The 24,054-nt window shown below is 62.8% G+C and carries 23 protein-coding genes and 2 pseudogenes; 19 read left to right on the forward strand and 6 right to left on the reverse strand.

Annotation, left to right across the window (positions count from 1 at the left end; all coding sequences use genetic code 11):
- The 4 genes from ACK41X_RS14415 to phnE (ACK41X_RS14430) all read left to right on the forward strand — a co-directional run.
- Positions 1 to 312, forward strand: a 312-nt coding sequence (locus tag ACK41X_RS14415; protein ID WP_409724467.1) for a PhnD/SsuA/transferrin family substrate-binding protein, incomplete at its 5' end; no start/stop codon positions are given.
- Positions 313 to 321: 9 nt separating this feature from the next.
- On the forward strand, positions 322 to 1,134 hold the full coding sequence (gene phnC, locus ACK41X_RS14420; protein ID WP_409724470.1) for a phosphonate ABC transporter ATP-binding protein: 813 nt from the start codon (positions 322 to 324) through the stop codon (positions 1,132 to 1,134).
- A 4-nt stretch (positions 1,135 to 1,138) separates the two neighbouring features.
- The gene (gene phnE, locus ACK41X_RS14425) at positions 1,139 to 1,954 is read left to right on the forward strand and encodes a phosphonate ABC transporter, permease protein PhnE (protein WP_409724473.1); all 816 of its coding nucleotides are present in this window, start codon (positions 1,139 to 1,141) and stop codon (positions 1,952 to 1,954) included.
- A complete protein-coding gene (phnE, locus tag ACK41X_RS14430; protein WP_409724476.1) occupies positions 1,954 to 2,772 on the forward strand; it encodes a phosphonate ABC transporter, permease protein PhnE in 819 nt (272 codons plus the stop codon). The genes phnE (ACK41X_RS14425) and phnE (ACK41X_RS14430) overlap by 1 nt, the downstream gene beginning before the upstream one ends.
- A 197-nt stretch (positions 2,773 to 2,969) precedes the next feature.
- Here the strand turns inward: phnE (ACK41X_RS14430) and ACK41X_RS14435 are convergent, their stop codons facing one another.
- On the reverse strand, positions 2,970 to 3,911 hold the full coding sequence (locus ACK41X_RS14435; protein WP_409724478.1) for a ring-cleaving dioxygenase: 942 nt from the start codon (positions 3,909 to 3,911) through the stop codon (positions 2,970 to 2,972).
- A 121-nt stretch (positions 3,912 to 4,032) separates the two neighbouring features.
- Between ACK41X_RS14435 and ACK41X_RS14440 the strand changes: the two genes are divergently transcribed.
- The 11 genes and pseudogenes from ACK41X_RS14440 to ACK41X_RS14490 all read left to right on the forward strand — a co-directional run bounded on the left by ACK41X_RS14440 (position 4,033) and on the right by ACK41X_RS14490 (position 14,231).
- Entirely contained in the window at positions 4,033 to 4,929 is an 897-nt protein-coding gene (locus ACK41X_RS14440; RefSeq protein ID WP_409724480.1) for a LysR substrate-binding domain-containing protein, read from the forward strand.
- Between the two features lie 202 nt (positions 4,930 to 5,131).
- The gene (locus ACK41X_RS14445; protein ID WP_409724483.1) at positions 5,132 to 5,674 is read left to right on the forward strand and encodes a chemotaxis protein CheW; all 543 of its coding nucleotides are present in this window, start codon (positions 5,132 to 5,134) and stop codon (positions 5,672 to 5,674) included.
- Between the two features lie 21 nt (positions 5,675 to 5,695).
- Positions 5,696 to 7,630: a methyl-accepting chemotaxis protein gene (locus ACK41X_RS14450; RefSeq protein ID WP_409724486.1), complete on the forward strand. Its 1,935-nt coding sequence runs from the start codon at positions 5,696 to 5,698 to the stop codon at positions 7,628 to 7,630.
- Between the two features lie 19 nt (positions 7,631 to 7,649).
- Positions 7,650 to 8,528: a CheR family methyltransferase gene (locus tag ACK41X_RS14455; protein WP_409724489.1), complete on the forward strand. Its 879-nt coding sequence runs from the start codon at positions 7,650 to 7,652 to the stop codon at positions 8,526 to 8,528.
- Positions 8,525 to 9,172: a chemoreceptor glutamine deamidase CheD gene (locus tag ACK41X_RS14460; protein ID WP_409724492.1), complete on the forward strand. Its 648-nt coding sequence runs from the start codon at positions 8,525 to 8,527 to the stop codon at positions 9,170 to 9,172. Before ACK41X_RS14455 ends, ACK41X_RS14460 begins: the two co-directional genes overlap by 4 nt.
- A gap of 9 nt (positions 9,173 to 9,181) precedes the next feature.
- Entirely contained in the window at positions 9,182 to 10,261 is a 1,080-nt protein-coding gene (locus tag ACK41X_RS14465) for a chemotaxis response regulator protein-glutamate methylesterase (protein WP_409724495.1), read from the forward strand.
- A 62-nt stretch (positions 10,262 to 10,323) separates the two neighbouring features.
- Positions 10,324 to 10,536, forward strand: a pseudogene (locus ACK41X_RS14470) (STAS domain-containing protein); the annotation flags it as partial.
- Between the two features lie 93 nt (positions 10,537 to 10,629).
- On the forward strand, positions 10,630 to 11,028 hold the full coding sequence (locus tag ACK41X_RS14475; protein WP_409724530.1) for a response regulator: 399 nt from the start codon (positions 10,630 to 10,632) through the stop codon (positions 11,026 to 11,028).
- A gap of 19 nt (positions 11,029 to 11,047) precedes the next feature.
- Positions 11,048 to 13,318 (forward strand): chemotaxis protein CheA, encoded by a 2,271-nt coding sequence (locus ACK41X_RS14480; RefSeq protein WP_409724498.1) that lies wholly within the window; start codon positions 11,048 to 11,050, stop codon positions 13,316 to 13,318.
- Between the two features lie 55 nt (positions 13,319 to 13,373).
- Positions 13,374 to 13,763, forward strand: a complete 390-nt coding sequence (locus ACK41X_RS14485) for a response regulator (protein ID WP_409724501.1) — start codon at positions 13,374 to 13,376, stop codon at positions 13,761 to 13,763.
- Entirely contained in the window at positions 13,764 to 14,231 is a 468-nt protein-coding gene (locus tag ACK41X_RS14490; RefSeq protein WP_409724504.1) for a hypothetical protein, read from the forward strand.
- Between the two features lie 109 nt (positions 14,232 to 14,340).
- On the opposite strand, the gene ACK41X_RS14495 is transcribed toward ACK41X_RS14490, so the two are convergent.
- Both ACK41X_RS14495 and ACK41X_RS14500 read right to left on the reverse strand, forming a co-directional pair.
- The gene (locus ACK41X_RS14495) at positions 14,341 to 14,853 is read right to left on the reverse strand and encodes a hypothetical protein (protein ID WP_409724507.1); all 513 of its coding nucleotides are present in this window, start codon (positions 14,851 to 14,853) and stop codon (positions 14,341 to 14,343) included.
- Positions 14,850 to 15,530 carry a response regulator gene (locus tag ACK41X_RS14500; protein ID WP_409724510.1) on the reverse strand — a complete coding sequence of 227 codons (681 nt, stop codon included), beginning with the start codon at positions 15,528 to 15,530 and terminating at the stop codon, positions 14,850 to 14,852. Before ACK41X_RS14500 ends, ACK41X_RS14495 begins: the two co-directional genes overlap by 4 nt.
- A 302-nt stretch (positions 15,531 to 15,832) precedes the next feature.
- On the opposite strand from ACK41X_RS14500, the gene ACK41X_RS14505 reads away from it, so the two are divergent.
- On the forward strand, positions 15,833 to 16,171 hold the full coding sequence (locus ACK41X_RS14505) for a hypothetical protein (RefSeq protein WP_409724513.1): 339 nt from the start codon (positions 15,833 to 15,835) through the stop codon (positions 16,169 to 16,171).
- A gap of 110 nt (positions 16,172 to 16,281) precedes the next feature.
- Here ACK41X_RS14505 and asd read toward each other — a convergent pair whose 3' ends face one another.
- On the reverse strand, positions 16,282 to 17,139 hold the full coding sequence (gene asd, locus ACK41X_RS14510) for an archaetidylserine decarboxylase (protein WP_409724515.1): 858 nt from the start codon (positions 17,137 to 17,139) through the stop codon (positions 16,282 to 16,284).
- A 37-nt stretch (positions 17,140 to 17,176) separates the two neighbouring features.
- On the opposite strand from asd, the gene ACK41X_RS14515 reads away from it, so the two are divergent.
- A complete protein-coding gene (locus tag ACK41X_RS14515; RefSeq protein WP_409724518.1) occupies positions 17,177 to 18,844 on the forward strand; it encodes an aminotransferase class III-fold pyridoxal phosphate-dependent enzyme in 1,668 nt (555 codons plus the stop codon).
- A 158-nt stretch (positions 18,845 to 19,002) separates the two neighbouring features.
- On the opposite strand, the gene ACK41X_RS14520 is transcribed toward ACK41X_RS14515, so the two are convergent.
- Both ACK41X_RS14520 and ACK41X_RS14525 read right to left on the reverse strand, forming a co-directional pair.
- Positions 19,003 to 19,653 carry a hypothetical protein gene (locus ACK41X_RS14520; RefSeq protein ID WP_409724521.1) on the reverse strand — a complete coding sequence of 217 codons (651 nt, stop codon included), beginning with the start codon at positions 19,651 to 19,653 and terminating at the stop codon, positions 19,003 to 19,005.
- Positions 19,654 to 19,734: 81 nt separating this feature from the next.
- A complete protein-coding gene (locus ACK41X_RS14525) occupies positions 19,735 to 20,439 on the reverse strand; it encodes a class I SAM-dependent methyltransferase (RefSeq protein ID WP_409724524.1) in 705 nt (234 codons plus the stop codon).
- Positions 20,440 to 20,866: 427 nt separating this feature from the next.
- On the opposite strand from ACK41X_RS14525, the gene ACK41X_RS14530 reads away from it, so the two are divergent.
- The gene (locus ACK41X_RS14530; protein WP_409724527.1) at positions 20,867 to 23,773 is read left to right on the forward strand and encodes a penicillin-binding protein 1A; all 2,907 of its coding nucleotides are present in this window, start codon (positions 20,867 to 20,869) and stop codon (positions 23,771 to 23,773) included.
- A 10-nt stretch (positions 23,774 to 23,783) separates the two neighbouring features.
- A pseudogene (locus ACK41X_RS14535) lies at positions 23,784 to 24,054 on the forward strand (hypothetical protein); the annotation flags it as partial.

Consider the following 24,054-nt stretch of genomic DNA (forward strand, 5'->3'; position numbering starts at 1 on the left):
ATCGCCAACGAAGTGATGCATCGCATGTTCGAGCGCGGCGTGGTCAAGAAAGACCAGATCGTCACCATCTACAAGTCGAAGACCTTCCCGACCACGGGCTACGGTTATGTCTATAATCTCAAGCCCGAACTGGCCGAAAAAGTGAAGGAAGCCTTCTTCACCTTCCCGTGGGAGGGTTCGGAGCTTGCGAAGGAATTCGGCAAGACCAATCCGCCGATGCAGAAATTCCTGCCGATCAACTACAAGGATCACTGGCAGGCGGTGCGCGAAATCGACGCCGCAATGGGCATCAAATACGACTGCAAGGGTTGATTGAAGCGCATGCTTCGTATCGAGGGGCTGGTCAAGCGTTACAAGACCGGCGACATGGCGCTGAAAGGCGTCGATCTTGCGGTGCCGGCCGGCCAGGTGATCGGCCTGATCGGTCCGTCCGGCGCCGGCAAGTCCACATTGATCCGCTGCATCAACCGGCTCGTCGAACCCACGGCGGGCCGCATCTTTCTGAATGATCGCGAGATCACCGGCGTCGGCCGCTCGGAATTGCGAAAGCTGCGCCGCCGCATGGGCATGATCTTCCAGGAATTCGCCCTGGTCGAACGGCTGACGGTGATGGAAAACGTGCTGTCCGGCCGGCTCGGCTATGTGCCGTTCTGGCGGAGCTTCCTGCGCCGCTATCCGCCGGCTGACGTGCGCAATGCGTTCGCCACACTTGATCGCGTCGGCCTCCTTGATCATGTCGACAAGCGCGCCGATGCGCTCTCCGGCGGCCAGCGCCAGCGCGTCGGCATCGCACGCGCCTTGCAGCAGGAGCCGGAACTCCTCCTGATCGATGAACCGACCGCGAGCCTCGATCCCAAAACCTCGCGCCAGATCATGCGGCTGATCTGCGAAATCTGCGAGGAGCGCAACCTTGCCGCGGTGGTCAACATCCATGACGTGATGCTGGCGCAGATGTTCCTGCCGCGCATCGTCGGCCTGCGTTCCGGAGAGATCGTCTATGACGGCCGGGCCGATGGCCTGACGCCGGATGTGCTGACCACAATCTACGGCGAGGAAGACTGGACGGCGACTGCCGCCCATGATGACGACGCTGCGCCGCATGGCCACGAAATGAAGCTGCCGGTCGCGGTCTAAGGCAATGACCGACACGGCGAATCCGGCGCGCTATCCTTCAGTCTGGCGAAAGCCGCCGCTGATCGGCAGCGCCGCCTTGCGATGGGCGATTTATGGCGGCGCGCTGCTTTATGTCGTGGTCGCAGTCGGCGCCATTGACGTGAACTGGGCGCGGGTCACCGAAGGCGCCGCGCGCGGCCTGCGCCTTCTGAGCGGCTTCCTGCAGCCGAACTTTACCGACCGCTGGACCGACATCGCGCAAGGCATGCAGGAAAGCCTGACCATGACCGTCACATCGACGGTGGTCGGTGTCCTGATCTCGATTCCGATCGGCATCGGTGCTGCACGCAATCTGTCGCCGATGCCTGTCTATCTCGTGTGCCGGGGCGTCATCGCGGTGTCCCGCACCTTCCAGGAAGTCATCATCGCCATCCTGTTTGTCGCCATGGTCGGCTTCGGGCCGTTCGCCGGTTTCCTCACGCTATCCTTCGCAACCATCGGTTTTCTCGCCAAGCTTCTGGCCGAAGACATCGAGGATATCGATCCCGCGCAGGCCGAAGCAATCCGCGCCACCGGCGCGTCATGGGCGCAGCTTGTCAATTACGCGGTCCAGCCGCAGGTGATGCCGCGGCTGATCGGGCTGTCGCTCTACCGCATCGACATCAACTTTCGCGAATCCGCCGTAGTCGGCATCGTCGGGGCCGGCGGCATTGGCGCGACGCTGAACACCTCGCTCAGCCGCTACGAATACGACACCGCCGCCGCCGTGCTGATCCTCATTATCGCGATCGTGATGGTCTGCGAATATTCTTCCGGCCTCATCCGCAAGGCGATCCAGTGATGCCGGTGTCCCGCAACAGCGCAGGATCGCCCGCGTGGCGGCGCAGGACGCCGCGGCAGGACATTGTGCGCTGGTTCGGCTGGCTGCTTCTGGTCGCGCTGTTCGTGTTTTCCTGGCAGGTCATGACGAAGGACACGATCTGGGCCTTCGTCTGGGATGCGCCGAAACAGGCCGCCGATATCGGCTCGCGCATGGTGCCGCCGCGCTGGTCCTACATGAACGAGTTGTGGCGGCCGCTCTGGGATACGCTGGCCATTGCCACGCTCGGCACGCTGCTTGCGATCCTGATCGCCGTGCCGGTGGCGTTTCTCGCCGCGCGAAACACAACGCCAAGCGTCCTTCTGGTGCGGCCGGTGGCACTCCTGATCATCGTGTCCTCGCGCTCGATCAATTCGCTGATCTGGGCGCTGCTGCTGGTCACCATTCTCGGTCCCGGCGTGCTGGCCGGGATCGTGGCGATTGCGCTGCGCTCGATCGGCTTCATCGGCAAGCTGCTCTACGAGGCGATTGAGGAGATCGATACCTCGCAGGTCGCGGCGATCGAGGCGACCGGCGCGTCGTCCGCGCAGGTCATGGATTACGGCATCGTGCCGCAGATCATGCCGGCCTTTGCCGGCATCAGCGTATTCCGCTGGGACATCAATATCCGCGAGTCTTCGGTGGTCGGGCTGGTCGGCGCCGGCGGCATCGGCCTCAATCTCGAAGCGTCGCTGTCCACGCTCGCATGGACGCAGGTCAGTCTGCTGCTGCTGGTGATCCTTGCCACCGTCCTGCTCAGCGAATGGGTGTCCGCCAAGGTCCGCCACGCCATCATCTGAGCCGCGCTGTGCGAGCCGCGCCGTCTGCGCCACCGCGAGCCTGTGCCGCCGGTGAGCCGCTGAACCTGAACGCGGGCTCTGCGTTGTCCTCGCTTTGGTGTGTGACGTTATTGCTGGAGGCCTTGGTGGCGGGCAGGGCCGCAATCGTTTGCAATGCAGGCTCCTCCCGCCGGGTGGGGCGGGAGGAGAAGCAATCGTCAGGCAAGTTCCGGCAAACCCCGCTCGATCTCGCGCCGCCGGTTTTCGTAAGCTGGCGGCAGCTTGAGCGACCGACCAAGAGAAGTGACGGGCTCGTCGATCGCAAAGCCCGGGGCATCGGTCGCGATTTCGAACAGCACACCCCCGGGCTCGCGGAAATAGACCGACCGGAAATAGTTGCGGTCCCGCTGCTCTGTGGTCTGGAGGCCGTGGTTTTCGGCGAGTTTCCTGGCCATTGCGAGTTCTTCGGCATCGTCGGCGGCGCGGAACGCGATATGGTGGACCGATCCGCCGCCCATGCGGCCGGGCAGGAACGCGCCCGCCTCGTGGATGTCGACGATGCCGCCGATGCCAGTGGCGCCAGCCTTGTAGCGCACGATCTGGCCTTCGCGCCCGACCTCGCTGAAGCCGAGCACATCGGTCAGGATCGCACCGGTCGGCGCGGCGTCCTTCAGCAGCAGCTTGACGCTGTGGAAGCCGCGCATGGCGAATTGTGCAGGCACATCGCCGCCGCTCCATGCCGGTTCGGACTCGATGCCGGGCACGCCGATCAGCGCCAGCCGCATGCCGTCCGGATCGCGAAACGACACGATGGTTTCGCCGAACCGGCGTGCCGGGCTGTCATGGGCGACACCCTTCTCGATGAAGCGATGGGTCCAGTAGCCGATCGCACCTTCCGGCACGCGGAACACCGTCTCCTGCGTCTCGCCGACGCCGAGCCGTCCCGCCGCCACATACTCCCACGGAAAAAAGGTGAGGATGGTGCCGGGCGAACCGGCCTCGTCGCCGAAATAGAAGTGGTAGGTGCCGGGGTCGTCGAAATTCACGGTCTTCTTGACCAAGCGCAGGCCCAGGATGCGCGTGTAGAAGTCGAGGTTGCGCTGCGCCGGACCGGCGATCGCCGTGACATGGTGGATGCCGTGTCGGGTGCTGGCGGTCATGGTTGGTCCTCGATGTTGCCAAACAGAGCGCCTGGGATCGGCGCCGTTTCGCCCCGCAACATATTGACCGATCGGTGCAAATAAATAGAAACTGAGGAAATCTATTGTTTCCGATTATTACATGATGCCAGATCTTGAAGGTCTCGCCATTTTCGCCAAAGTCGCCGAATTGCGCTCGTTTTCGGCGGCGTCCGCCGAACTCGGCTTGTCCAAACCCACGGTATCCAAGGCGGTTGCCCGGCTCGAGGAAAGGCTTGGAACCAGGCTGTTCAACCGGACCTCCCGCCGGCTTGCTTTGACCGATGGGGGCCGGACCTTGCTGGAACGGGCCTCGCGGATGCTGGCAGAAGCGGAAGCCGCCGAGAGCGAGGCCCAGGCGCAGTCCGCGGTCCCGCGCGGTCTGGTGCGGCTGGCGGCGCCGATGTCATTCGGGCTGCGCGAGGTGGCGCCGGTCCTGCCGGAATTCCTCGCCCAATATCCGGAGGTGTCGGTCGATCTGCATCTCAGCGACGCGGCCGTCGACCTGATCGGGGAGGGCTTCGACGCCGCCTTGCGAATCGCGGCGCTCGCGGACTCGTCCCTGCTGGCACGCAGACTCTGCGCCGTGCCCCGGGTGACCGTCGCTGCGCCCGCTTATCTGAAAGCGCACGGAACACCCCGGCATCCGCGAGACCTCGCAGCTCATGCCTGCCTCGGTTACGCTTATCTGCCCGCGGCAGATGTCTGGCGCTTTTCGAACGCGGCAGGCGAGGAGGTTGCGGTGCGAACCACGGGTCCATTGCGGGCCAACAATGCCGACGCGCTGATGCCAGCTTTGCTCGCCGGACAGGGAATCGCGGTCCAGCCGGTATTCTTGGTCCGGGATTCGCTGTCGCAGCAGAATCTTGTGCCGGTGCTGGAGGGCTGGTCGCTGCCTGAGATTGCGCTGCACCTCGTCACGCCGCCCGGTGCACCGCGTCCGGCGCGCGTCGAGATCCTGGTGGATTTCCTGCGCTTTCACTTCAGCCGCCTTGGCTGAACCGCGCGCCGCTGCAAGCCCCACGGGACGGTCGTAGTTTACCGTTTCCTAAAGTTTTTGCTGCAGTTTCACAGCGCAATTTAGCGGTTTCCTTCCTCCCACGCTCTGAGCCTGCGCGGTTGCTCCGTCCTCCCGTTCGTTCATCCGTCGGACGTCTTCGAACTGGCCTCAGAAAGAGGGTTACGAGCATCGGTTACGCGCAATGAATCCCAGTCCGAATCAGGCAGAGGCGGCGCCCGAATTTTCCAACGCGACTGATTTTCAGCCCGCGGCAGCGGCGCGCGCTGCGACAGTGCCGACCCAGATCATCAGCTTTGCCATCGATAACGACCAATATGGGGTCGACATCATGGCGGTGCGCGAGATCAAAGGGTGGTCCGAGATCACCCATTTGCCACGTCAGCCGGATGCCGTGCGCGGGGTGCTGAACCTGCGCGGCGCGATCGTGCCGATCATCGACCTGCGCTGCCGTTTCGGCCAGGGCCTTACCGACGCTTCGCCCATTCATGTGGTGATTATCGTGCAGGTCGGTACGCGGCAGGTCGGACTTCTCGCCGACCGCGTGCTCGACATCGTTTCCTTTGAGCCTGCCCAGGTTCAGCCGGTCCCGAAAATCGCGCAGGCCTCCCGGATCGATTTTCTTTCCGGGCTGGTCACCGTGGATACGTCAATGATTGCGCTCATCGACCTGCACAATCTTCTTTCCGTTCCGCAAAGCGATTCCGATCGCGTCCAAGCCAACTAGCCGAAAGCCAAAGGCCAGACGATGTTCAAAATTCCACAGCTCTCGATCTCGACGAAACTCTATAGTTTGTTTGCGGCGATGACGGTGATCATCGCGGTGCTGGCTCTTGTATCGGTCTTCAACTCCCGTTCGTTCATGGAACGTGAGAAGGAGATTGAAATTGCTTCGATCGGCGCCCGCAACGTCGAGCGGGTCAATAGCCTGATCTATGCGGTCGTGATGGAATCCCGCGGCATCTATATGTCTCCGGATACCGCGACCGCGAAGCGCTTCGGGACGGGACTGCTGCGATTCAACGACGAGATCGGGGCGCTCGTCAAGGAATGGCAGAAGGTCGTCGGTGCGGGCGATCGCGAGCAGTTCGACGCATTCTCGAAGCGCATTGCGCAATTCCAGGAATTCCGGCGCGAGCTGGTCCGGCTCGGCACGGAAGTCAGCCCGGCGGCGGGTCGCGAATGGGGCGACAACGACGCCAATCGCAACGTGCGCACAGCCCTGAATAAGGATCTTGAGGGTCTGGCCCGCATCTACGCGGAACAGGCTGCGCAAGGCCACAAGATGATCGAGGCGGACATGTACCGCACGACCATCATCATGGCCGTTCTCGGGCTTCTGGGTCTTGTGATTGCCGGTTTCGGCATCCTGACGATTTGGCGTGGCGTGGTGCGTCCGCTCAATCAGTTGGTCGGCACCATGGGCGAGCTTGCCCAAGGCCGTGTGGACATCGTCGTGCCCGACGAGAATCGTGCTGATGAAATCGGCAAGATGGCACGCGCCGTCCTGGTGTTCCGCGATGCCGAGGTTGAGAAGCGGCGGCTTGAAGGTCAGACCGAAGAACAGCGCCGGCAGAGCGAAAGCGATCGTGAGCGTAATGCCAGAGAGCAGGCGCGGATTGCCGAAGAGCAGGCGGCCGTGGTCCGCGCCCTGGCGACCGGCCTTGCTCAAGTGGCGGCCGGCGATCTGACCACGCGCCTGAATGAAGGCATCACCGAAAGCTACATCCAGTTGCGCGACGATTTTAACGCCACGGTTGCTCAGCTCGAGGAGACGATGCGCGCGATCGCCGCCTCGACGCGAGACGTCGCCAGCACCGCTGCCGAAATCGCAACGTCGACCGCCGACCTCTCGCAACGCACCGAGGAGCAGGCGGCGAGCCTCGAACAAACCTCGGCGTCGATGGAAGAAATTTCGACGACCGTGCGGAAGAATGCCGAGAATGCGCAGCAGGCCAGCCAGTTCGCGGTGGAAACGCAGGGCGTGGCGGACCGCGGCAGCGCGGTGGTGTCCCAGGCCGTGGATGCGATGGCGCGGATCGAAGAAAGCTCGAACCGCATATCCGACATCATCGGCGTCATCGACGAAATTGCCCGGCAAACCAACCTGCTCGCTCTGAATGCCGCGGTTGAAGCGGCGCGGGCGGGCGAAGCCGGTCGCGGTTTCGCCGTGGTCGCGTCCGAGGTCCGCAGTCTTGCGCAGCGTTCGTCGCAGGCCGCCAAGGACATCAAGGACTTGATCGGCAATTCATCAGTCCAGGTTCAGGAGGGCGTCGAGCTCGTGAACAAGGCCGGTGCGGCTCTGGAGGAAATCGTCGGATCGATCCGCCAGGTTGCGGAGATCGTAGCCGACATCGCCACCGCCAGCGGCGAGCAATCGACCGGAATCGGCCAAGTCAATATCGCCCTGTCGCAGATGGACGAAGTGACCCAGCAGAATTCGGCGCTTGTCGAGCAGAATGCTTCCGCCGCCAAGGCCCTGGAGGAGCAATCTCAATCGATGAACGAGCAGGTTGCGAAATTCCGAATCGGCGGCGACGGCTTGGTCAAGCCCGCAGCGGCGCGGCCGAAGTCTGCGGCTCCGAGAGCGGCTACGCCGCGCGCCCGCACCGCTTCAAGGCCCATGACGCAGGGCAACACCGCGTTGGCCACGGCTTCGGATCAGGATTGGGAAGAGTTCTAGGCCTCACATGGCGCGACAGGTGCACAATACTGCCACGGCCGTCGCGCTCGGCGACCTGGCAGCGAACGAGCCGGCCCGGGAATTCGCCTTCTCCGACGCGGATTTCCGAAGCCTCGTGCAACTCGCGCGCGAGCATGCCGGCATTGCCTTGTCCGAGAGCAAGCGCAATCTGGTTTATACCCGCGTTTCGCGGCGTCTCCGTGCGCTCGGCTTCACCGCATTCAAGGAGTACCGCGCCTACCTCGCGGAGAACGCAGGTGAACTGGAGAGCTTCATCAATGCGATCTCGACCAATCTCACCAAGTTCTTCCGCGAGTCGCATCACTTCGACCATTTCCGCAGTCAGGTCGCGGTTCCCTTCATCAACGGGCAACGGCGGGGCGATGGCCGCCTCAGGGTCTGGTCGGCAGGCTGCTCGACGGGTGAGGAACCCTATACGTTGGCCGCCGTACTGCGGCGGGAAATTCCGAGCGGCGCCCGGCTGGATGTCCGTATTCTTGCGACAGACATCGATACCGATGTGCTTGGAAAGGCGGCGAGGGGCATCTACCCGCTGAATGCCTTTGAGAGCGTGCCGCGTCCTTATCTCGACTATTTCGAACCGGTCGGCGACGGCAGCAAGGAAAGTCTCGCCGCGGCCGAGAGCATCCGTTCACTGATCGTGTTCCGGCGGCTCAATCTGATCGAGCAATGGCCCTTTCGCGGCAAGTTTGACGCGATCTTCTGCCGCAACGTGATGATCTATTTCGACAACCCGACCAAGACCGCGCTGATCGACCGGTTCATCCAGCATATCAAGCCAGGCGGATTTCTGTACATCGGTCATTCGGAATCGTTTCACGGAACACATTCGGAACTGCAGCTTGTTGGCCGCACGACATACCGGAGGAAGGCATGAGCGTTGCGGCAGCGGTCCGGGGCATCGAGACGCCGCCGAGACCGGACGTGGGCTCGCCGGGCGGGCGCCGGTTCTACGATGCGTCCGCCGGCACCTGGATGGTGAAGGTTTTTCCGGGCGAATTCTATGTCACGGACAAGGCGGACGAGACGCTGGTCACCGTGCTTGGTTCTTGTGTCGCAGCGTGCATTCGCGACCCTCGTCTTGGCATCGGCGGGATGAACCATTTCATGTTGCCGCAGGGCCGAACCGGCGGCTGGGGCCGCGATCCGGAATCGACCCGTTTCGGCAATTTCGCGATGGAAAAGCTCATCAACGAATTGATGAAGATGGGCTGTTCGCGCGAGTCCCTGGAAATCAAGGTGTTTGGCGGCGGCAACGTCACCGAAAGCAATATCGCCGTCGGCACCGACAATGCGCAATTCGCGCTCCGGTATCTGGAGGCGGAACGCCTGCGCTGCGTGGCGCAGGACCTTGGCGGCCGTTTCCCGCGCCGCATTCACTATTCGCCGGCGACCGGTCGCGTGGTGCGTCGTCTGCTCGGCCGCGATGCGTCCGGCGCGGTTGCCCGAGACGAGATCGAACACGCAAAGCGCCTGCAGACGCGGGCACCTGCAGGCGAAATTGACTTGTTTGACAATTAGAGGCCGAACATGCGCAAACCGGTACGAGTCCTGATCGTCGACGATTCAGCGCTGATACGGCAGTTGCTGACGACGCTTCTGTCGGCCGATCCCGAGATCGAGGTGGTGGGGACTGCCGACGATCCGTTCGTCGCGCGCGAGCGTATCAAGGCGTTGAATCCCGATGTGATCACGCTCGATGTCGAGATGCCGCACATGGACGGCATCACCTTCCTGCGCAAGATCATGACACTGCGGCCCATGCCGGTGATCATGATTTCGACCCTGACCCAGGCCGGGGCAGACATTACGCTCGAAGCGCTGGAGATCGGCGCCGTTGACTTCATCGCCAAGCCTTCCACCGATGCCGCGCACGCCCTGGCCGCCCTGGCCGGTGAATTGCAGGCGAAAGTCAAGGCGGCGGCTCGCACGAAGATCGCCACCCGCGCGGCCATGGCGCCAGCGCCGATGCGAAAGTCGGCTCGCCCGGTACGGCCCAACGGCAAGATCGTCGCAATCGGCGCATCCACAGGCGGCGTCGAGGCGCTCAAGGTCGTTCTGATGAACCTGCCCGCCGATTGTCCGCCGATCGTCATCACCCAGCATATGCCGCCGCGCTTCACCGCAGCTTTCGCCCAGCGTCTCAACCGCGAATGCCCGATGACGGTGACGGAGGCAGCCGATCGCGACGTCATCGAGCCGGGCCATGTCTATATCGCGCCGGGCTCGCACCATCTTCAGGTGGTCAAGGCCGGAACCGAGTATCGCTGCGCGTTGGACGACGGTGCCGCCGTGAGCGGCCACCGCCCCTCTGTCGATGTTCTGTTTCGCTCAATGGCCCGTGTGGTCGGCCGCAACGGCATCGGCGTCATCCTGACCGGGATGGGCAAGGACGGCGCAGATGGGATGCTCGACATGCGAAAGGCCGGGGCCGTGACAATCGGGCAGGACGAGGCATCGTCGCTCATCTACGGCATGCCTCATGTTGCCTTCGAACGCGGCGGCGTGATGCGGCAGTGTTCGCTCAATCAGGTCGCCGACGCCATTCTCGACGCCTACGAGGGCAAGTTTGATTCTCAGGCCGCTCATCGCGTAGCGCAGGCCGTATGAGTGGACGATGCGAGGGGAGATTTTGCAGTGATGATTTTCAGGCATGAATTGAGAGGTTTCCGATGAAGCTCCCGAGCAGCCTCGATCTTTCATCCGCAATCGGACTGCACCAGGATATTTTGCGTCAGGTACAGACGGCCGGCGGCGTGCGTCTCGATGCGTCGGACGTCCAGGCGCTGACGCTTCCATGCATCCAGATTCTGCTTGCGGCGAAGCGCGATTCGCATGTGTGGATCGATAACCCATCCGATGCATTTGTAGCCGCCTTTGCCGATCTCGGTCTCGACTGGGCCGAGGGCATGCGCGAATTGCCCGAACCTGCGGTCGCCGCTGCCGACGAGGCGCCGGCTGTTGCCGAGCCGCCGGTGATGGACGTGATCGAGGAATCGGCGGCCTCGGTCGGCAATATCAGAATCCTGACGATCGACGATTCCAAGACCATGCGCGACATGCTGATGCTGACGCTGGCGGATGCAGGCTTCGATGTAATCCAGGCGGTCGACGGCAAGGAGGGCGTCGACCTGCTCGAACGTGAGAATGTCGATGTGGTCATCACCGACATCAACATGCCGCGGATGGACGGCTACGAGGTGGTCCGCCAGCTGCGCGCGCGGCCGGAACACAAGACCACTCCGATCCTCGTGCTCACGACCGAAAGCGAGGCCGAAAAGAAGAATATCGCACGCGAGGCCGGCGCGACCGGCTGGCTGGTGAAGCCGTTCGACCCGGAACGCCTGGTCGCGACGGTCCGCAAGGTGGCCTGCTAGGGAAGAAGGGACGACGCCGATGGCGAGTTTGGAGCAACTCAAGCAGACCTTCTTCGACGAATGTGCGGAGGGTATGCAACTGATCGAGCAGGGCCTGAGCGACATGCGCGACGGACTCGGCTCGGATGATACGATCAACGCGGTCTTCCGCGCCGTGCATTCGGTGAAGGGTGGTGCGGGCATTTTCGGCTTCGAGGCGCTGGTCGGGTTTGCCCATGTGTTCGAGACCACGCTCGACGCAGTCCGGCGCGGCGACCTCGCGACGACCACTGATGTCATGGACGTCCTGCTGGCATCAAGCGATGTGCTGTCCGACCTCGTGCAGATTTCACGGGCAGGCGACGAAATTCCGTCAGGTTTCGGCGATGAATGCCGGCATTCCCTGGAACGGCTGCTAGGAACCGATTCTGCGGGCGAGGAGGAAGCGCCCGCGGACTTCGAGGGGCTGGACTTCGTTCCAGTGCGCGTCGACGGGGCAGCCGACGACGAGATCGCAGATTTCGACGGGCTCGATTTTACGCCGGTGAAAGCCGACGCCTTTGCGGATGAGGCCGGACAGCGCTGCTTCAACATTGCGATCCGCCCGAGCCCGGACATGCTGCGAAACGGCAGCGATCCGCTGCTTCTGATCCGGCAGTTGCGTCAGCTCGGCCAACTCGAACTGACGGCGGATCAGTCGGGCTTGCCCGACCTGATCTCGCTCAGGCCGGAAATTCCGTATCTGAGCTGGGCCGGCACCCTGACAACAGAGGCCACGCGCGAACAGCTCCAGGATCTTTTCGATTTCGTCGGCGACTGCGAGATCACCATCCATGAAATCGCCGCGGCGCACCCGGACGTCGGTGTCCCGGCCGATCCGGTCGCTGAAGCTGCTCCGGCCGCGCCGCTTCCCGTGGTCGCTGCCGCGCCTCCGGTAGCGCCGGTTGAACCGGTGGCGGCCGTTGCGTCGCAGCCGGTACCGGAGGCGCCGCCCGTTCCGCCAGCGCCAAGATCCGAGCAGAAGTCGCCCGCGGCACCGGTGGTTCCGGCGGAGCGTCCTGCGACGGCGGCCCGGCCGGCGCAGAAACCGCAGGCGACCACCACCCGCATCGAACTCGAGAAGATCGACCGCGTCGTCAATATCGTCGGCGAACTTGTTATCGCGCAGGCCATGCTGGGCCAGATCGTGCATGACCTGCCGGAAGGAGTGAGCGACCGTCTTTCCCAAATCCTCGACGAGGTGGTGCATCATACCCGCGAACTGAAAGACGGATTGATGTCGATGCGCGCACAGGCTGTCGGCACCGTGTTCCAGCGTATGCCACGGCTGGTGCGCGAAACCGCCGCCAAGGTCGGCAAGAAGATCCGGATCGAACTTGCGGGCGAAACCACCGAGGTCGATCGCTCGATCATCGAGCGGCTGACCGATCCGCTGACGCACATCATCCGGAACTCGGTCGACCACGGCATTGAAGCGCCGGACGTCCGGCTTGCCGCCGGCAAAAGCGAGGAAGGCACCATCCGTCTCTCCGCGGACCATCGCGGCGGCCGGATCGTCATCGAGGTCAGCGACGACGGCGGCGGCATCAATACCGAGAAGGTTTTGCAGAAAGCCCGCGAGAAGGGCCTCGTCAGTCCCGACGCCGTGCTTTCCGAGGACGAGATCAATAACCTCATTATGATGCCCGGCTTCTCCACGGCCGACGTGATCTCCGACATTTCCGGTCGAGGCGTCGGCATGGACGTGGTCAAGACCAATATCCAGGAGATCGGCGGCCGGCTGTCACTGCAATCGGTGCGCGGCAAGGGCACCGTCATCCAGTTTTCGCTGCCGCTGACGCTTGCCGTCATGGACGGCATGGTCATCAAGGTCGGCCGCGAGACCTACGTCATGCCGATGTCGATGATCGTCGAATGCCTGCGGCCGCCGCGCTCAAGCATCAACAATCTCGTCGGCACGCGCGGCATGCTGCAACTGCGCGGCGATCTGGTGCCGCTGGTCTATCTGGGCGACCTTCTGCATATCGGATCTTCGGCCGACCTGTCCGGCGAATGCGTCGTCATCATAACCGATGCCGGTGACGGCACCCGGCTCGGCCTCGTGGCCGACGAGCTGTGCGGACATCAGCAAGTGGTGGTCAAGAGTATCGAAGAAAGCTACGGCCCGGTGCCCGGCGTCGCCGCCGCGACGATCCTCGGCAACGGCAGCGTTGCGCTGATCCTGGACGTCGAGAAACTGTCGGACCTGGCGGGTGAGTCGGCCTCGACGGCAATGCAGTCCAAACAAAATACATTTGCGAAGGTCGCCTGAACAGGGATTTAAGGCGGGCCGGTTTATTGCCGCCTGCCGAACGAGGAGAACGACGATGCCGAATGCAGTGGCGCTTAAAGTCCTGGTCGTTGATGATCAGGAAAGCGTACGAAAAATGACGGCAATGAGCCTCGAACAGATGGGTATCCGCCAAATTCACGAGGCGGAAAACGGCATCAAGGCGATGGAGATTGCGTCGCTGCAGCCGATCGACCTGATCATTTCCGACTATTACATGGATCAGATGGACGGCCTCGACCTGTTGCGCGCAGTGCGTGGACATCCGGTGGTGCGCCGGGTTCCCTTCATCCTTCTGACCGGTCGCGGCGACCGGGAACTGGTGGTCAAGGCGGCGCAGGCCGGCGTGAACAACTACCTCATCAAACCCTTCACTGTCCAAGTCCTGCGTCAGAAAATTGAACAGGTGATGGGGAAGCTGTCGTAAATGAGTGTCGGTGCTGCGGTGAGTTCGGAGGGCGAAAGCGCGACGCGGAATGCTCCAGCGCCCGACGGCGCGCTATCCGAAATCGCAGCCCTGCTCGGTGTGCTGGCGACGCTGTTTCTCGACAATGTGCGCGAACTGGAGGATACGGTGGCGCGCGTTACAGAACTCGTGATGCGCGACAGCAAGCCGGACCGCGAACTGATCGTAACCCTTCAGAGCTTCGACCGCCTCAAGCAGGAATTCGAAGCGCTGAGCGGGGCCCTCGCGCGCTATGCCGCTTCGACGCAGGCGCTTCCGCTCGAAACCAGCGAGCCGCGCGCCCCTTTCGGACGCGATGTTATTCACGAAATCGTTCTGGCGGATTTGAAGGAGCGATTTCTCGACCGGCTGGAAAACGGACTCGGCACGGTGTTTCAGCCACTGCCGGAACCTTCCGAGGACGAACTCGAGATCGACGTGGTGTTTTGAAAGTGGTCTATAGCGTTTTCGAACGAAGTGGGCACCGGTTCGCGTGAAGAAAACGCGCCAACGCAACAACTTGGAGTCTTTTCGCGATTCGAAGAAAAGCGAAAAGACTCTAGCCGGCTTGCCTGTCGGCCAGACTGCGATTGGCGCGCTCCAGCATGCGGTGCAAGCCGTCCGTCATCTCGGGAACCTGTTCCGGACGGACATGGCGATAGGACTTTTGCTTGGCCAGAAACAGGGCGTCGATATGGCACTCGATCACTTCGCGGTCGTAGGGCGCGCCATTGCGGATGGTATCCAGCACCCGGCAGAGATTGTCGGAAATGAAGGTTAGAAGCGTCAGGCCCATCGTCGTGCCGGTGTCCCGCAATTGCCGGCAGCGGGCGTGGATCAGTTCGATCCGGTATTCATCGGTCTGACCGGCCTGGGCCTCACGGAGTGCCTGCGTGAGTTCATTCAGTTCCTGCTCGACGAAATCCACGAATTCGGCCTTGAAGGTCTCGATCTGGGTTTCGGCCTGCTGGATCGCGATGTCGCGCGGCAGGCCGCCGGGACGCTGCGCCAGCTCCTGAAAGCGGGTCTTGACCGAGAAAACCCGGACATTGGGCGGGGTTTTGCCGCTCATTCGTTCTGTCCTGCACGCGCAGCCTGGAACAGACTGTCGATGTCGTCCTGTTCGAGGTTGGGCTCGGTGGCATCGGCGACTTCGATACTCTTGTCGCTGGCGCGGCGGCCGACGCCGGTCGGATAGCCCTCGATCTTGAAACGCCGGTCCGGTCCGAAATATGTCGGGCAGTCGATAAACTGCCGGCGGTCGAACGCGATCCAGACCAGCCGGTCGTAAAGCGTGGTCGGCGACATCGGCTTGGCCACCACCATATTGGCGCCCGCGTCGCGCGCTTCCTTGACCGTGGATTGCTGCGCTTCGCTGGTCATGATCAGGATGGGCAGCGTCCTGTTTTCGCTGTCCGGATTGCGCCGGATCGCCAGCGTCACGGCCAGCCCGTCCTGCGGCGGCAGCTTGGCGTCCAGGATCAGGATATCGACCTTTTGCTGCATGAGAGCGGAAAGGACATCACCGGCATCGGCCGCCTCCAGAATGCGGTTGGCGCCAAATCCGCGCAGCATTCCGTAGACCACCCGGCGCGTATAGGTCCCGGGATCGGCCACAAGAATGGTCAGGTCGCGCAGATTCACTGAAGCGTTCTTCAGCGATCGCGGCTTCTGCTCGGCAGTGAGCACGGCAATCACCCGAACCGGCTGGCGCGATACACCTTGATGGCAGCGCCAATCGTCATCCACGATGTCACACGCCATTCCTCGCCGATTGAGGATAATACGCGGTTAACAGCGCATCGCTTCATGCCAGGTCGATAGCCGTCGCCGGCTGCGCCGGTTTTCGCCTTGCCGGGCAGAGTGTCCGGACAGCCCTTCGTGGCCTGTCGCGCGTCGATCCGGCCGGTGCGGCTGGCTGCCGCGACTGGACCCCTCGGGACAGGCCGGCGCCAAATGAACCGGGCGGGGCGTCCGCCAGACGAATGCGCAAGGCTGGAACCCCCTTTCAGTTTCCGGGTTAAGGGCCATGGAAAGCCACGGATCAGGTCATGAGCACCGTCATCTCGTTGAATGAAGTGCGTGTAACGCGGCTGCAAAAGGCCCTTGCGGCCTGCAGCCGGACCGGAGAGGCGGTCATCATCGGTACGATAGCTGGGCCAGTCGCCGCCGAACGGATTATTTGCCGCTCCAACTATGCCGAAATCCTCGATAGCTTCGGAAATTACAGAGCGATTCGTTATGCCGACATTCGCAGCCTCGATCCGGCGCCGGTCCCGCAGACCAGCGTCGTGAACGCGCGGGGCGATTTCGGCGCGCTTCAAGACGCTATAAAGCTCCCGCGGACCACCGCCGTCCTTCCGTTCGCGCCGCGGTCCCGCCGCCGTTAAAGCGTTTTCGAGCGAAGTGGGCACCGGTTCGCGTGAAGAAAACGCGCCAACGCAACACCCTAGAGTCTTTTCGCGATTCGAAGAAAAGCGAAAAGACTCTAGGGCGCGGCCTATGGCAGCCGTAACAGCGGCTGTCCCATCCGGATGGTGGCGCCTTCTTCGATGCCGGGCGAAAGCGCGAAGCCTTCGGGCGCAAATACGATGATGGTCGAGCCATGCTCAAACCATCCCATCTCCTCGCCCTTGGCGAGTTTGGCGTTGCAGGCAAGCCTTCGCGCGCCGCGATAATGCATGCCCAGGGTCAGATCGAGGCAATGAAGCCGGATACTGGCAACGAGGATGGCGGCGACCGGAACCAGGGTTACGACCGAACCGGTGGATAATCTCGTCCTGATTGCGGCGCGTTCGTTTCGGCAGAACAGTTTCTCGATGCGCTTGACCGCAATTGGGTTGACGTTCCAGGTGTCTCCGGAAATCGCGGTCACCTGCTCGACCGTGCAGTCATAGGGCGCATGGAAACGGTGATACATGCTGGCGGTGAGCCGCAAGGTAACGAAGCAGCCGTTTCGATAGGTCTTTTCGAAGTCCGCATCTCCAACGAGCTCGTCCAATCGATAGGTCAGGCCTTTTGCCTGATAGAGCCGGCCGTCGACAACGTGGCCGCAGGCGCCGACAATGCCATCGCAGGGGCTGATCAGGACGTCCGGATCGGTGTCGATCGGACGCGCGCCCTCCTTCAGTTCGCGCGTGAAGCAATCGTGCATGCTCACGAATTTGGTCTTCTTTGCCTCGCTCAGGTCCAGCCTGGAAAACAGCCGCCACACCCCGATTGAAATATCGCGAACCAACGGCTGCTCGACCTTGCTGAGCCAGCCGACGAACTGCGTCGCCAGGCGGCGCGGGATGCGGTTGGTGAGCAGGAAATTGAGTTCCTCACCCAGAGACGGCATCGATCTGCGCTGTGTCATCATCCTGTATTCTTCTGTGCTTAAACCGCCTGCGGTCATGGATTCGTCATACGCCGCAATCGCTCTCTACGCCGCCGGTGCGGCGGCGCTCGCCGGTTTGCTTCCCAAAGCCAAGGCCCGGCTCGATCTGTCCAACGCCAAGCATCGCTCGCTCGAAGGACATGCCCGCATGTCGCGGCGGCTGGCGTCTTTCATCCCCTTCTACGAATACGATGAGAAAAGCTTCTTCAGCGCCGATGGTGCACCGGACGATATTGTGGCGCGCCGCCGCGAGAGCTTTGGCCGGCTCGCCGATCTGTACCGGGCGCGGTTTGCTAAATCCGCCGAAATGACCGCCGAGGCGGCGCAGGGCATTTCCGATCTGCAATTCACCGCGCGCTACCGCGTGCCGTTCCAGTTCAGCCGCGTGGTACGGGAGAACCTGAAGGGCGGATCGTTTGTGCAGGCGTCGCGTGGCGTGACGGTCACCGATCTGGACGGCAACGATTTCTACGACCTGACCGGCTCCTACGGCGTCAACGTTTTCGGCTACGACTTCTACAAGGATTGCATCGCAACGAGCGCCGAGCGGGTCCGCGATCTCGGGCCGGTTCTCGGTAATCTGCATCCGGTGGTGGTCGACAATGTGCGGCGGCTCAAGGCGATCTCCGGTCTCGACGAAGTATCGTTTCACATGTCCGGCACCGAAGCGGTGATGCAGGCGGTGCGGCTGGCGCGCTATCATACGCGGCGCAGCCACCTCGTGCGGCTGTGCGGCGCCTATCACGGCTGGTGGGGCGATGTGCAGCCCGGCATCGGCAATCCGGTGCCGGCCGACTACACCTATACGCTGAGCGACATGTCGGAGAAGACTCTGCATGTGCTTCGCACGCGCCGGAACATCGCTTGCGTCCTGGTCAATCCGCTGCAGGCGCTGCATCCAAACGCCAATGCGCCGGGCGATTCCGCGCTGGTCGATGGCGGTCGTCGTGCACATTTCGACCGCGATGCCTATGCACAATGGCTGCGCAAGCTGCGGCAGGTATGCACCGAGCGCGGCATCGTCCTGATTTTCGATGAAGTCTTCGTCGGCTTCCGGCTGGCGCGGGGCGGCGCCCAGGAGTATTTCGGCGTGAAGGCAGATATGGTGACCTACGGCAAGACGCTCGGTGGTGGTCTGCCGGTCGGCGTGGTCTGCGGCCGCGCCGACTTGATGCGCCGCTTTCGCGATGACCGGCCGGCCGATATCTGCTTCGCGCGCGGCACCTTCAACTCCCATCCTTATGTGATGGCGGCGATGGACGAGTTCCTGACGCGCCTCGACGGGCCGGAACTGCGTGGCGTCTATGACGGTCTCGACGAAACCTGGAACCGCCGCGCCGCTGCGCTCAATGCGCGGATGAATGAGGCCGGCCTGCCGGTGCAGGTCGCCAATCTGTCGACGATCTGGACCGTACTCTATGCGCGTCCGTCGCGTTACAATTGGATGCTGCAATTCTATTTGCGCGCCCATGGCCTGGCGCTGAGCTGGGTCGGCAGCGGCCGCCTGATCTTCAGCCTCAATTACACCGACGCGGATTTTGCGGCCGTGGCGGATCGTTTCACCGCCGCCGCGGCCGAGATGGAGCGGGACGGATGGTGGTGGACGCCGCCGTCGGCCACCAACAAGTCGGTGAAGCGGGCAATCCTGAAGGAACTGATCGCCCGCCGTTTTGCATCCCGCTAGAGTCTTTTCGCTTTTCTTCGAATTGCGAAAAGACTCTAAGTTGTTGCGTTGAAGCGTTTTCTTCACGCGAACCGGTGTCCACTTCGCTAGAAAACGCTATAGCGGCATAGTTCGCGCAAGCCCGGCTTGGCGCTGCAGCCGTGTGCTGCGTCCCTGGCTCACATCGGCCGCAGTGCGACTTCCTCTTCCTCCGCACCGTCCTCGTGCGGGCGGTGCTTGCCGTGGTTTGGATCGATCAATTCGCCGCGCAGCAGATAAAGAGGGGCCTTGTAGTAGAGCTTGATGTCGTGGAATGGGTCGGTGAGGATTTTCGTCGCCCAGACCAAGCCGGTCTGCACGTCGCGAATGAAGAACAGCTGCACGGTGCGGGCGATAAGGCCGCCAAGACCGATTGCCAGCCAGATTTTGGCGGTCTGCCGGACGAAATCGGCGAGGCCCGCTGCAGGCTCGAAAATCCCGAACAGGGTCGGGCTCACGAACAGAACCAGCGGCGATGCGGCCCACAATACCATCAGCACCACCTTGCGCTGCAGGTTGTAGCCGACCTTGATGTCTTCCTTGTGCTCATGGGTGGCCTGGTTGACGTGATCGTAGCCCCGCGGCTCGAAGAAGAAATGTCCTGCTTGGCGCGAGGTCATCGACACCAGCCAGCCGATCAGTGCGGCGATTGCCGGGTCGAAAAACACCATCACATAGGCGACCAAAAAGCTGACCGCGCTGACCAGATGCAGCGTCTGGTTGATCCGGCTGTGATGATAATAGCGGTGATCGTCCCAACGCTGTTCGCGCAGCGCTTCCATGAAACCCATGACTTTTCCCCTGTTCGATTGATCTGATGGTTCGGCCGGAGGCGCTGCGGCCGCGACAGCGACGCTGTGAGTTGGTGAAATTCAAGAGGCGCTGTGGTCTGCCGCACGTCCCATACCGGTAACATTGCCGGCGCCGGTCGCGACCGCCTTTTTGCGGAAGCGGATCAGCGCGAAATGCCCGAGCGGCGGCATCTTGCGGCGCTCGACCAGTTCGATGCTCGGGGTGCGTTGGGCCCAGGCGAGATAGCGCTCCCAGCCGAATTCGGTGCGCCAGCCGAGCTTGCGCGCCGCTGGAGACACGAAATGCTCGATGGAGCGGCGGATCCCGTTCTCTTCGCTGAGCCGGCTGGCCAGGATAATTTCGCCGCCCGGCTTGAGCACCCGGGTGAATTCGTCGAGCGTGGCTTCCGGCCGCGGCACGGTCGAAACCACGTACTGCGCCATGACCACGTCGAAAGAATTGTCCGGAAAATCGAGGTTACTGGCATCCATGACCGCAAGCTGCTCGACATGCGTGAGGCCCATGTCGCGCACGCGCATTTTCGCCTTTTCCAGCATCGATTCGGAGATGTCGATGCCGACGATGCGGTTTCGCGGCGAATAGTCCTTCAGCGCAATCCCGGTACCGATCCCGACCTCCAGGATGCGGCCGCCGATCCGTTCGGCCGCCTCGATCGCCGCCTGCCGGCCGCGATGGAAAATTGGGCCGAACACGATGTCGTAGACCGGTGCCCATCGGTCATAGGCGCCTGCAACCATCTCGTTGTTGAGCTTCTGAGCTTTCATGTGTTGTGCCGATCGCGAGCCAGAGGGAGGGGATGAAAGCGTGAATGCCAGTCGTACCGGAAACCGAATGTTGCGCGTGATCCTGCCGAGCGGCGCAAGAACCCACATTTCCGGGCGGCACAATGCGTGCTGCCAGGATCATCGGTTCTTGGATGTACGTAGAATCAACCCTGTGAAACTATTACGAAACGAGATGTCAGCAATATTACAGCGTCCGGCTGTGGCCGGCGGGCATCGGCAGGACGTGGAATTCCCGGCCGATGGTCGGTGCGAGCCGGTCGGTCAGCGGGGAACTTCGGGACGGTGGGCCGGCTGTAGCGCGCTCCGCATCAAAAGCGCGCTATCGGCAAGCGGCTCTCCTTATTTTGTCCCGCTTCAGGTAGCATCTTCGACGAAGCCGGGGCGGCATTCGGGTGCGTGACAGTCGATGAACATTATTCTCGTCAAGGTTCTGGCGACGGCCCTCGCCTTCAGCCAGGCCACGACCCGGCCCGATGCCATCAAGGCCGAATTTGACCCGATCCGGGACAAGACTGAGGTGGCGGAACTGCTGCGGGCCGGCTGCCTCCATATGCGCAAGTCCTTTGATATCGAGCAGATCAACCTTGACGATCTGATCGCCACCGCGATGGACGATAAGGATGCGCTAGGTGAGGAAATCAAGGTCCTCAAGGGCCTGTCCTTTTCCGACCTGCACACGGTCTACCGGGAATTCTGCAAGGGCGAGGCGGTTGAGCAATCGCCGGTGGACCTGACCGAGGTCATCTCATTCTATAACCAGGCCCTGAAGGATCTGCCGGATGTAGGGCGGTTAAAGGAATTGAAGCTGCCCGGCATGAGCCTGATCCTGGACGGCAAGGGCGAGCCGTTCAGCGAAGTCTTCACCCCGGAAAACCGCCGGATCTGGGTGTCGATCGCCGACATTCCGGAAACCGTACGTAACGCCTTCATCGCGGCCGAGGACAAACGTTTCCTGCAGCACCGCGGTATTGACGAGCGCGGTCTGGTGCGGGCCTTTATCGGCAATCTGGCGCAGCCGGGCCGCCCGCAGGGTGGATCCACCATCACCCAGCAGCTCGCCAAGACCATCCTGGTCGGCAACGACGTTACCTACGAGCGCAAGCTGCGCGAAATCATCGTCGCGTCGCAGCTCGAACGCTCGCTCAGCAAGAACGAAATTCTAGAACTCTATCTGAACTCGATCTATCTCGGCCGCGGCGCCTGGGGCGTAGAAATGGCGGCGCGCGGCTATTTCGGCAAATCGGTGGGCGCGCTGACCCCGGTCGAGTCGGCCTTCATCGCCGGCCTCGCCAAAGGACCGAACTATTTCAGTCCCGATCGCAATGCGGGTCGTGCCCGCGACCGGCTCGCCTATGTCCTGGCGCGGATGCGCGAAGATGGCGCGATCGAGGCCGGCGAGACGAGGCCGCCCCTGCCGCCATTCGTGGCCTACGAGCGGCTTCGGCCGGACACTGGTTATCATTTCCTCGATCACGTTTCCCGCGAGGCGCGCTCGATCGGCGGAATCAGCGGGCTCACCGACGCCTCATATGTCGTGCGCTCAACCCTCAATCCGGATCTGCAGCGCGCCACCGAGGCTGTGCTGCAGGAGGGGTTGGCGCGTTACGAGCTCAATACCGGCCGCTTCAAGTTCGAGGGCGCCGAGACGAATATTGCCGAGGCGATCGCGGCGATGACCGACGAGCAACGGGGCGACGACCCGGCCTGGCTTGCCGCCCTCAAGAACGTGCGGATGCCTCTCTACGATGTGCAATGGCAGCCGGCAGTCGTCCTCGAGAACGGACGAACCAAGCGCGGCGACGTGCTCACCGTCGGCCTGATGGATGGCCGCACCGTCGCGCTCAATCCCTGGAACGCCGCGACCCGCCGCAGTCTCAAGGTCAACGACGTGGTCTATGTCCGCGTCCGCGAGGCGTCCGGCAAACAGAAAAACCCGCAGGCAGCGCGTGCCGAGTTGCGGGTTCGGCCGTCGGTCCAGGGCGCAGCCGTCGTCCTGGAAAACAAGACCGGCCGCATTCTCGCGATGACCGGTGGCTTTTCCTATCCCGAAAGCCAGCTCAACCGTGCGGTCCAGAGCCTGCGCCAGCCCGGCTCGACGCTAAAGCCGGTCACCTATCTTGCAGCACTCAAGAACGGCCTGCAGCCGAACACGCTTGTCATGGACTCGCCGATCGTATTTCCGCCGATCGGCGGCGGTCCCAATCCGCGGCCGAAGGATTACTGGGCGCCCCGCAATGCCGGTGGCGGCTCCGGCGGCGCCGTCACGCTGCGGCGTGCACTCGAGGATTCGCGCAATCTGGCGACCGCGCAGCTGATGGCCTACGGGATCGAAAACAGTCCCGAGCAAGGGCTGGACCGCATCTGCGAGCTCGCCATCGAGGCGCAGCTCTATCGCGAATGCAGCCGGTTCTATCCGTTCATTCTCGGCGCCCAGCCCTTGCGGCTGATCGACCTTGCTGCCTTCTACGCGGCCATCGCCAACGAAGGCGCGCGACCGGTGCCCCATGTCATCGACTCCATCGAGCGGCAGGGCCGCCTGATCTACAAGGCCGACCACAATGCGGTGAACTGGATCGGCTCGGTCGATCGCGCCGCATTCTTCCAGCTCAAATCGATGCTGCAGGGCGTCTTCACGCGCGGCACCGCGCGATCGGCGCGGCATCTGGCGACTTACGCGGCGGGCAAGACCGGCACGACCGACAACGAGCTCGATGCCTGGTTCGTCGGCTTTACCAACGAGGTCACGGTGGCGATCTGGGTCGGCTACGACAACGCCAAGGGCCGCCGCACACTCGGCCGCGGCCAGACCGGCGGACGGGTGGCGCTGCCGATGTTCGAGCCGATTCTGGAGGCGGTATGGCGAACGCATGCGCCGAAAACCGCACTCAGCGGACCCTCGCCCGACGCCGCCCGCCAGCTCGTCGCTGTCCGGATCGATCCCGATACCGGGGACATCGACCAGGCAGCCGGTCAACGAGCAGCCGCCGGCGTCGAATATCTGCGGCGCGACCCGGTCGGGGGCGTGTCCGATACCCGCTACCGTATCGTATCGCGCAGCGACCAGTTCGACTATTATCGCGGCGGCGACGGCTTCGAGGAGGATGGCAGCCGGGTTCAGCGATGGCCTTATGACAGCCGCTACGGGCTCGACTTCCGCGATTTCTTCCAGCCGCGTTCGGGTTTCAATTCCGGCGGCTATTATTACGGCCCGCGGCCTCAGCAACGCAGGCCTGAATTTTCCGACGACGATTATTACCGGCGCGCCCCGCGCCGCGTCGATCCGGATTATTTCTTCGGGCGCAGGGCTTATTGAGCGATACCGCATGAAACGAATGATCGCCGTCCTGCTGGCAGCAGCCGCGCTGGCCACAGAGACCATGCTCGCAACCGCACCGTTGCACGCCGACGCGTTCAAGCTCGAGCAGGTGGAGACGCTCGCTTCGATTCCGGTCGACAGGCTGAAGCCGGGAACGATCGTCTTCGCCGAGCAGCGCGCGGAGAAGGCAACCGATGCGGCAAACGAGCTTGTACCGTTCGAGGAATGGATCGCCAAACACCCGCTGCAGCGCCGCTTTCTGGCGCTGTTCCCGGAAT

It is taken from the genome of Pseudorhodoplanes sp., assembly GCF_046289595.1.
Taxonomy (GTDB): domain Bacteria; phylum Pseudomonadota; class Alphaproteobacteria; order Rhizobiales; family Xanthobacteraceae; genus Pseudorhodoplanes.

Bases quoted from the DNA above. Each gene is read 5' to 3' on its own strand.
- ACK41X_RS14475 (WP_409724530.1), top strand. From the start codon at position 10,630: ATGGACGTGATCGAGGAATCGGCGGCCTCGGTCGGCAATATCAGAATC.
- phnC (WP_409724470.1), top strand. From the start codon at position 322: ATGCTTCGTATCGAGGGGCTGGTCAAGCGTTACAAGACCGGCGACATG.
- ACK41X_RS14480 (WP_409724498.1), top strand. From the start codon at position 11,048: ATGGCGAGTTTGGAGCAACTCAAGCAGACCTTCTTCGACGAATGTGCG.
- ACK41X_RS14465 (WP_409724495.1), top strand. From the start codon at position 9,182: ATGCGCAAACCGGTACGAGTCCTGATCGTCGACGATTCAGCGCTGATA.
- ACK41X_RS14520 (WP_409724521.1), bottom strand. From the start codon at position 19,653: ATGGGTTTCATGGAAGCGCTGCGCGAACAGCGTTGGGACGATCACCGC.
- ACK41X_RS14495 (WP_409724507.1), bottom strand. From the start codon at position 14,853: ATGAGCGGCAAAACCCCGCCCAATGTCCGGGTTTTCTCGGTCAAGACC.
- ACK41X_RS14530 (WP_409724527.1), top strand. From the start codon at position 20,867: ATGAACATTATTCTCGTCAAGGTTCTGGCGACGGCCCTCGCCTTCAGC.
- ACK41X_RS14440 (WP_409724480.1), top strand. From the start codon at position 4,033: ATGATGCCAGATCTTGAAGGTCTCGCCATTTTCGCCAAAGTCGCCGAA.
- phnE (WP_409724473.1), top strand. From the start codon at position 1,139: ATGACCGACACGGCGAATCCGGCGCGCTATCCTTCAGTCTGGCGAAAG.
- ACK41X_RS14460 (WP_409724492.1), top strand. From the start codon at position 8,525: ATGAGCGTTGCGGCAGCGGTCCGGGGCATCGAGACGCCGCCGAGACCG.
- ACK41X_RS14505 (WP_409724513.1), top strand. From the start codon at position 15,833: ATGAGCACCGTCATCTCGTTGAATGAAGTGCGTGTAACGCGGCTGCAA.
- ACK41X_RS14525 (WP_409724524.1), bottom strand. From the start codon at position 20,439: ATGAAAGCTCAGAAGCTCAACAACGAGATGGTTGCAGGCGCCTATGAC.
- ACK41X_RS14485 (WP_409724501.1), top strand. From the start codon at position 13,374: ATGCCGAATGCAGTGGCGCTTAAAGTCCTGGTCGTTGATGATCAGGAA.
- ACK41X_RS14450 (WP_409724486.1), top strand. From the start codon at position 5,696: ATGTTCAAAATTCCACAGCTCTCGATCTCGACGAAACTCTATAGTTTG.
- ACK41X_RS14490 (WP_409724504.1), top strand. From the start codon at position 13,764: ATGAGTGTCGGTGCTGCGGTGAGTTCGGAGGGCGAAAGCGCGACGCGG.
- asd (WP_409724515.1), bottom strand. From the start codon at position 17,139: ATGACACAGCGCAGATCGATGCCGTCTCTGGGTGAGGAACTCAATTTC.
- ACK41X_RS14435 (WP_409724478.1), bottom strand. From the start codon at position 3,911: ATGACCGCCAGCACCCGACACGGCATCCACCATGTCACGGCGATCGCC.
- ACK41X_RS14515 (WP_409724518.1), top strand. From the start codon at position 17,177: ATGGATTCGTCATACGCCGCAATCGCTCTCTACGCCGCCGGTGCGGCG.
- ACK41X_RS14445 (WP_409724483.1), top strand. From the start codon at position 5,132: ATGAATCCCAGTCCGAATCAGGCAGAGGCGGCGCCCGAATTTTCCAAC.
- phnE (WP_409724476.1), top strand. From the start codon at position 1,954: ATGCCGGTGTCCCGCAACAGCGCAGGATCGCCCGCGTGGCGGCGCAGG.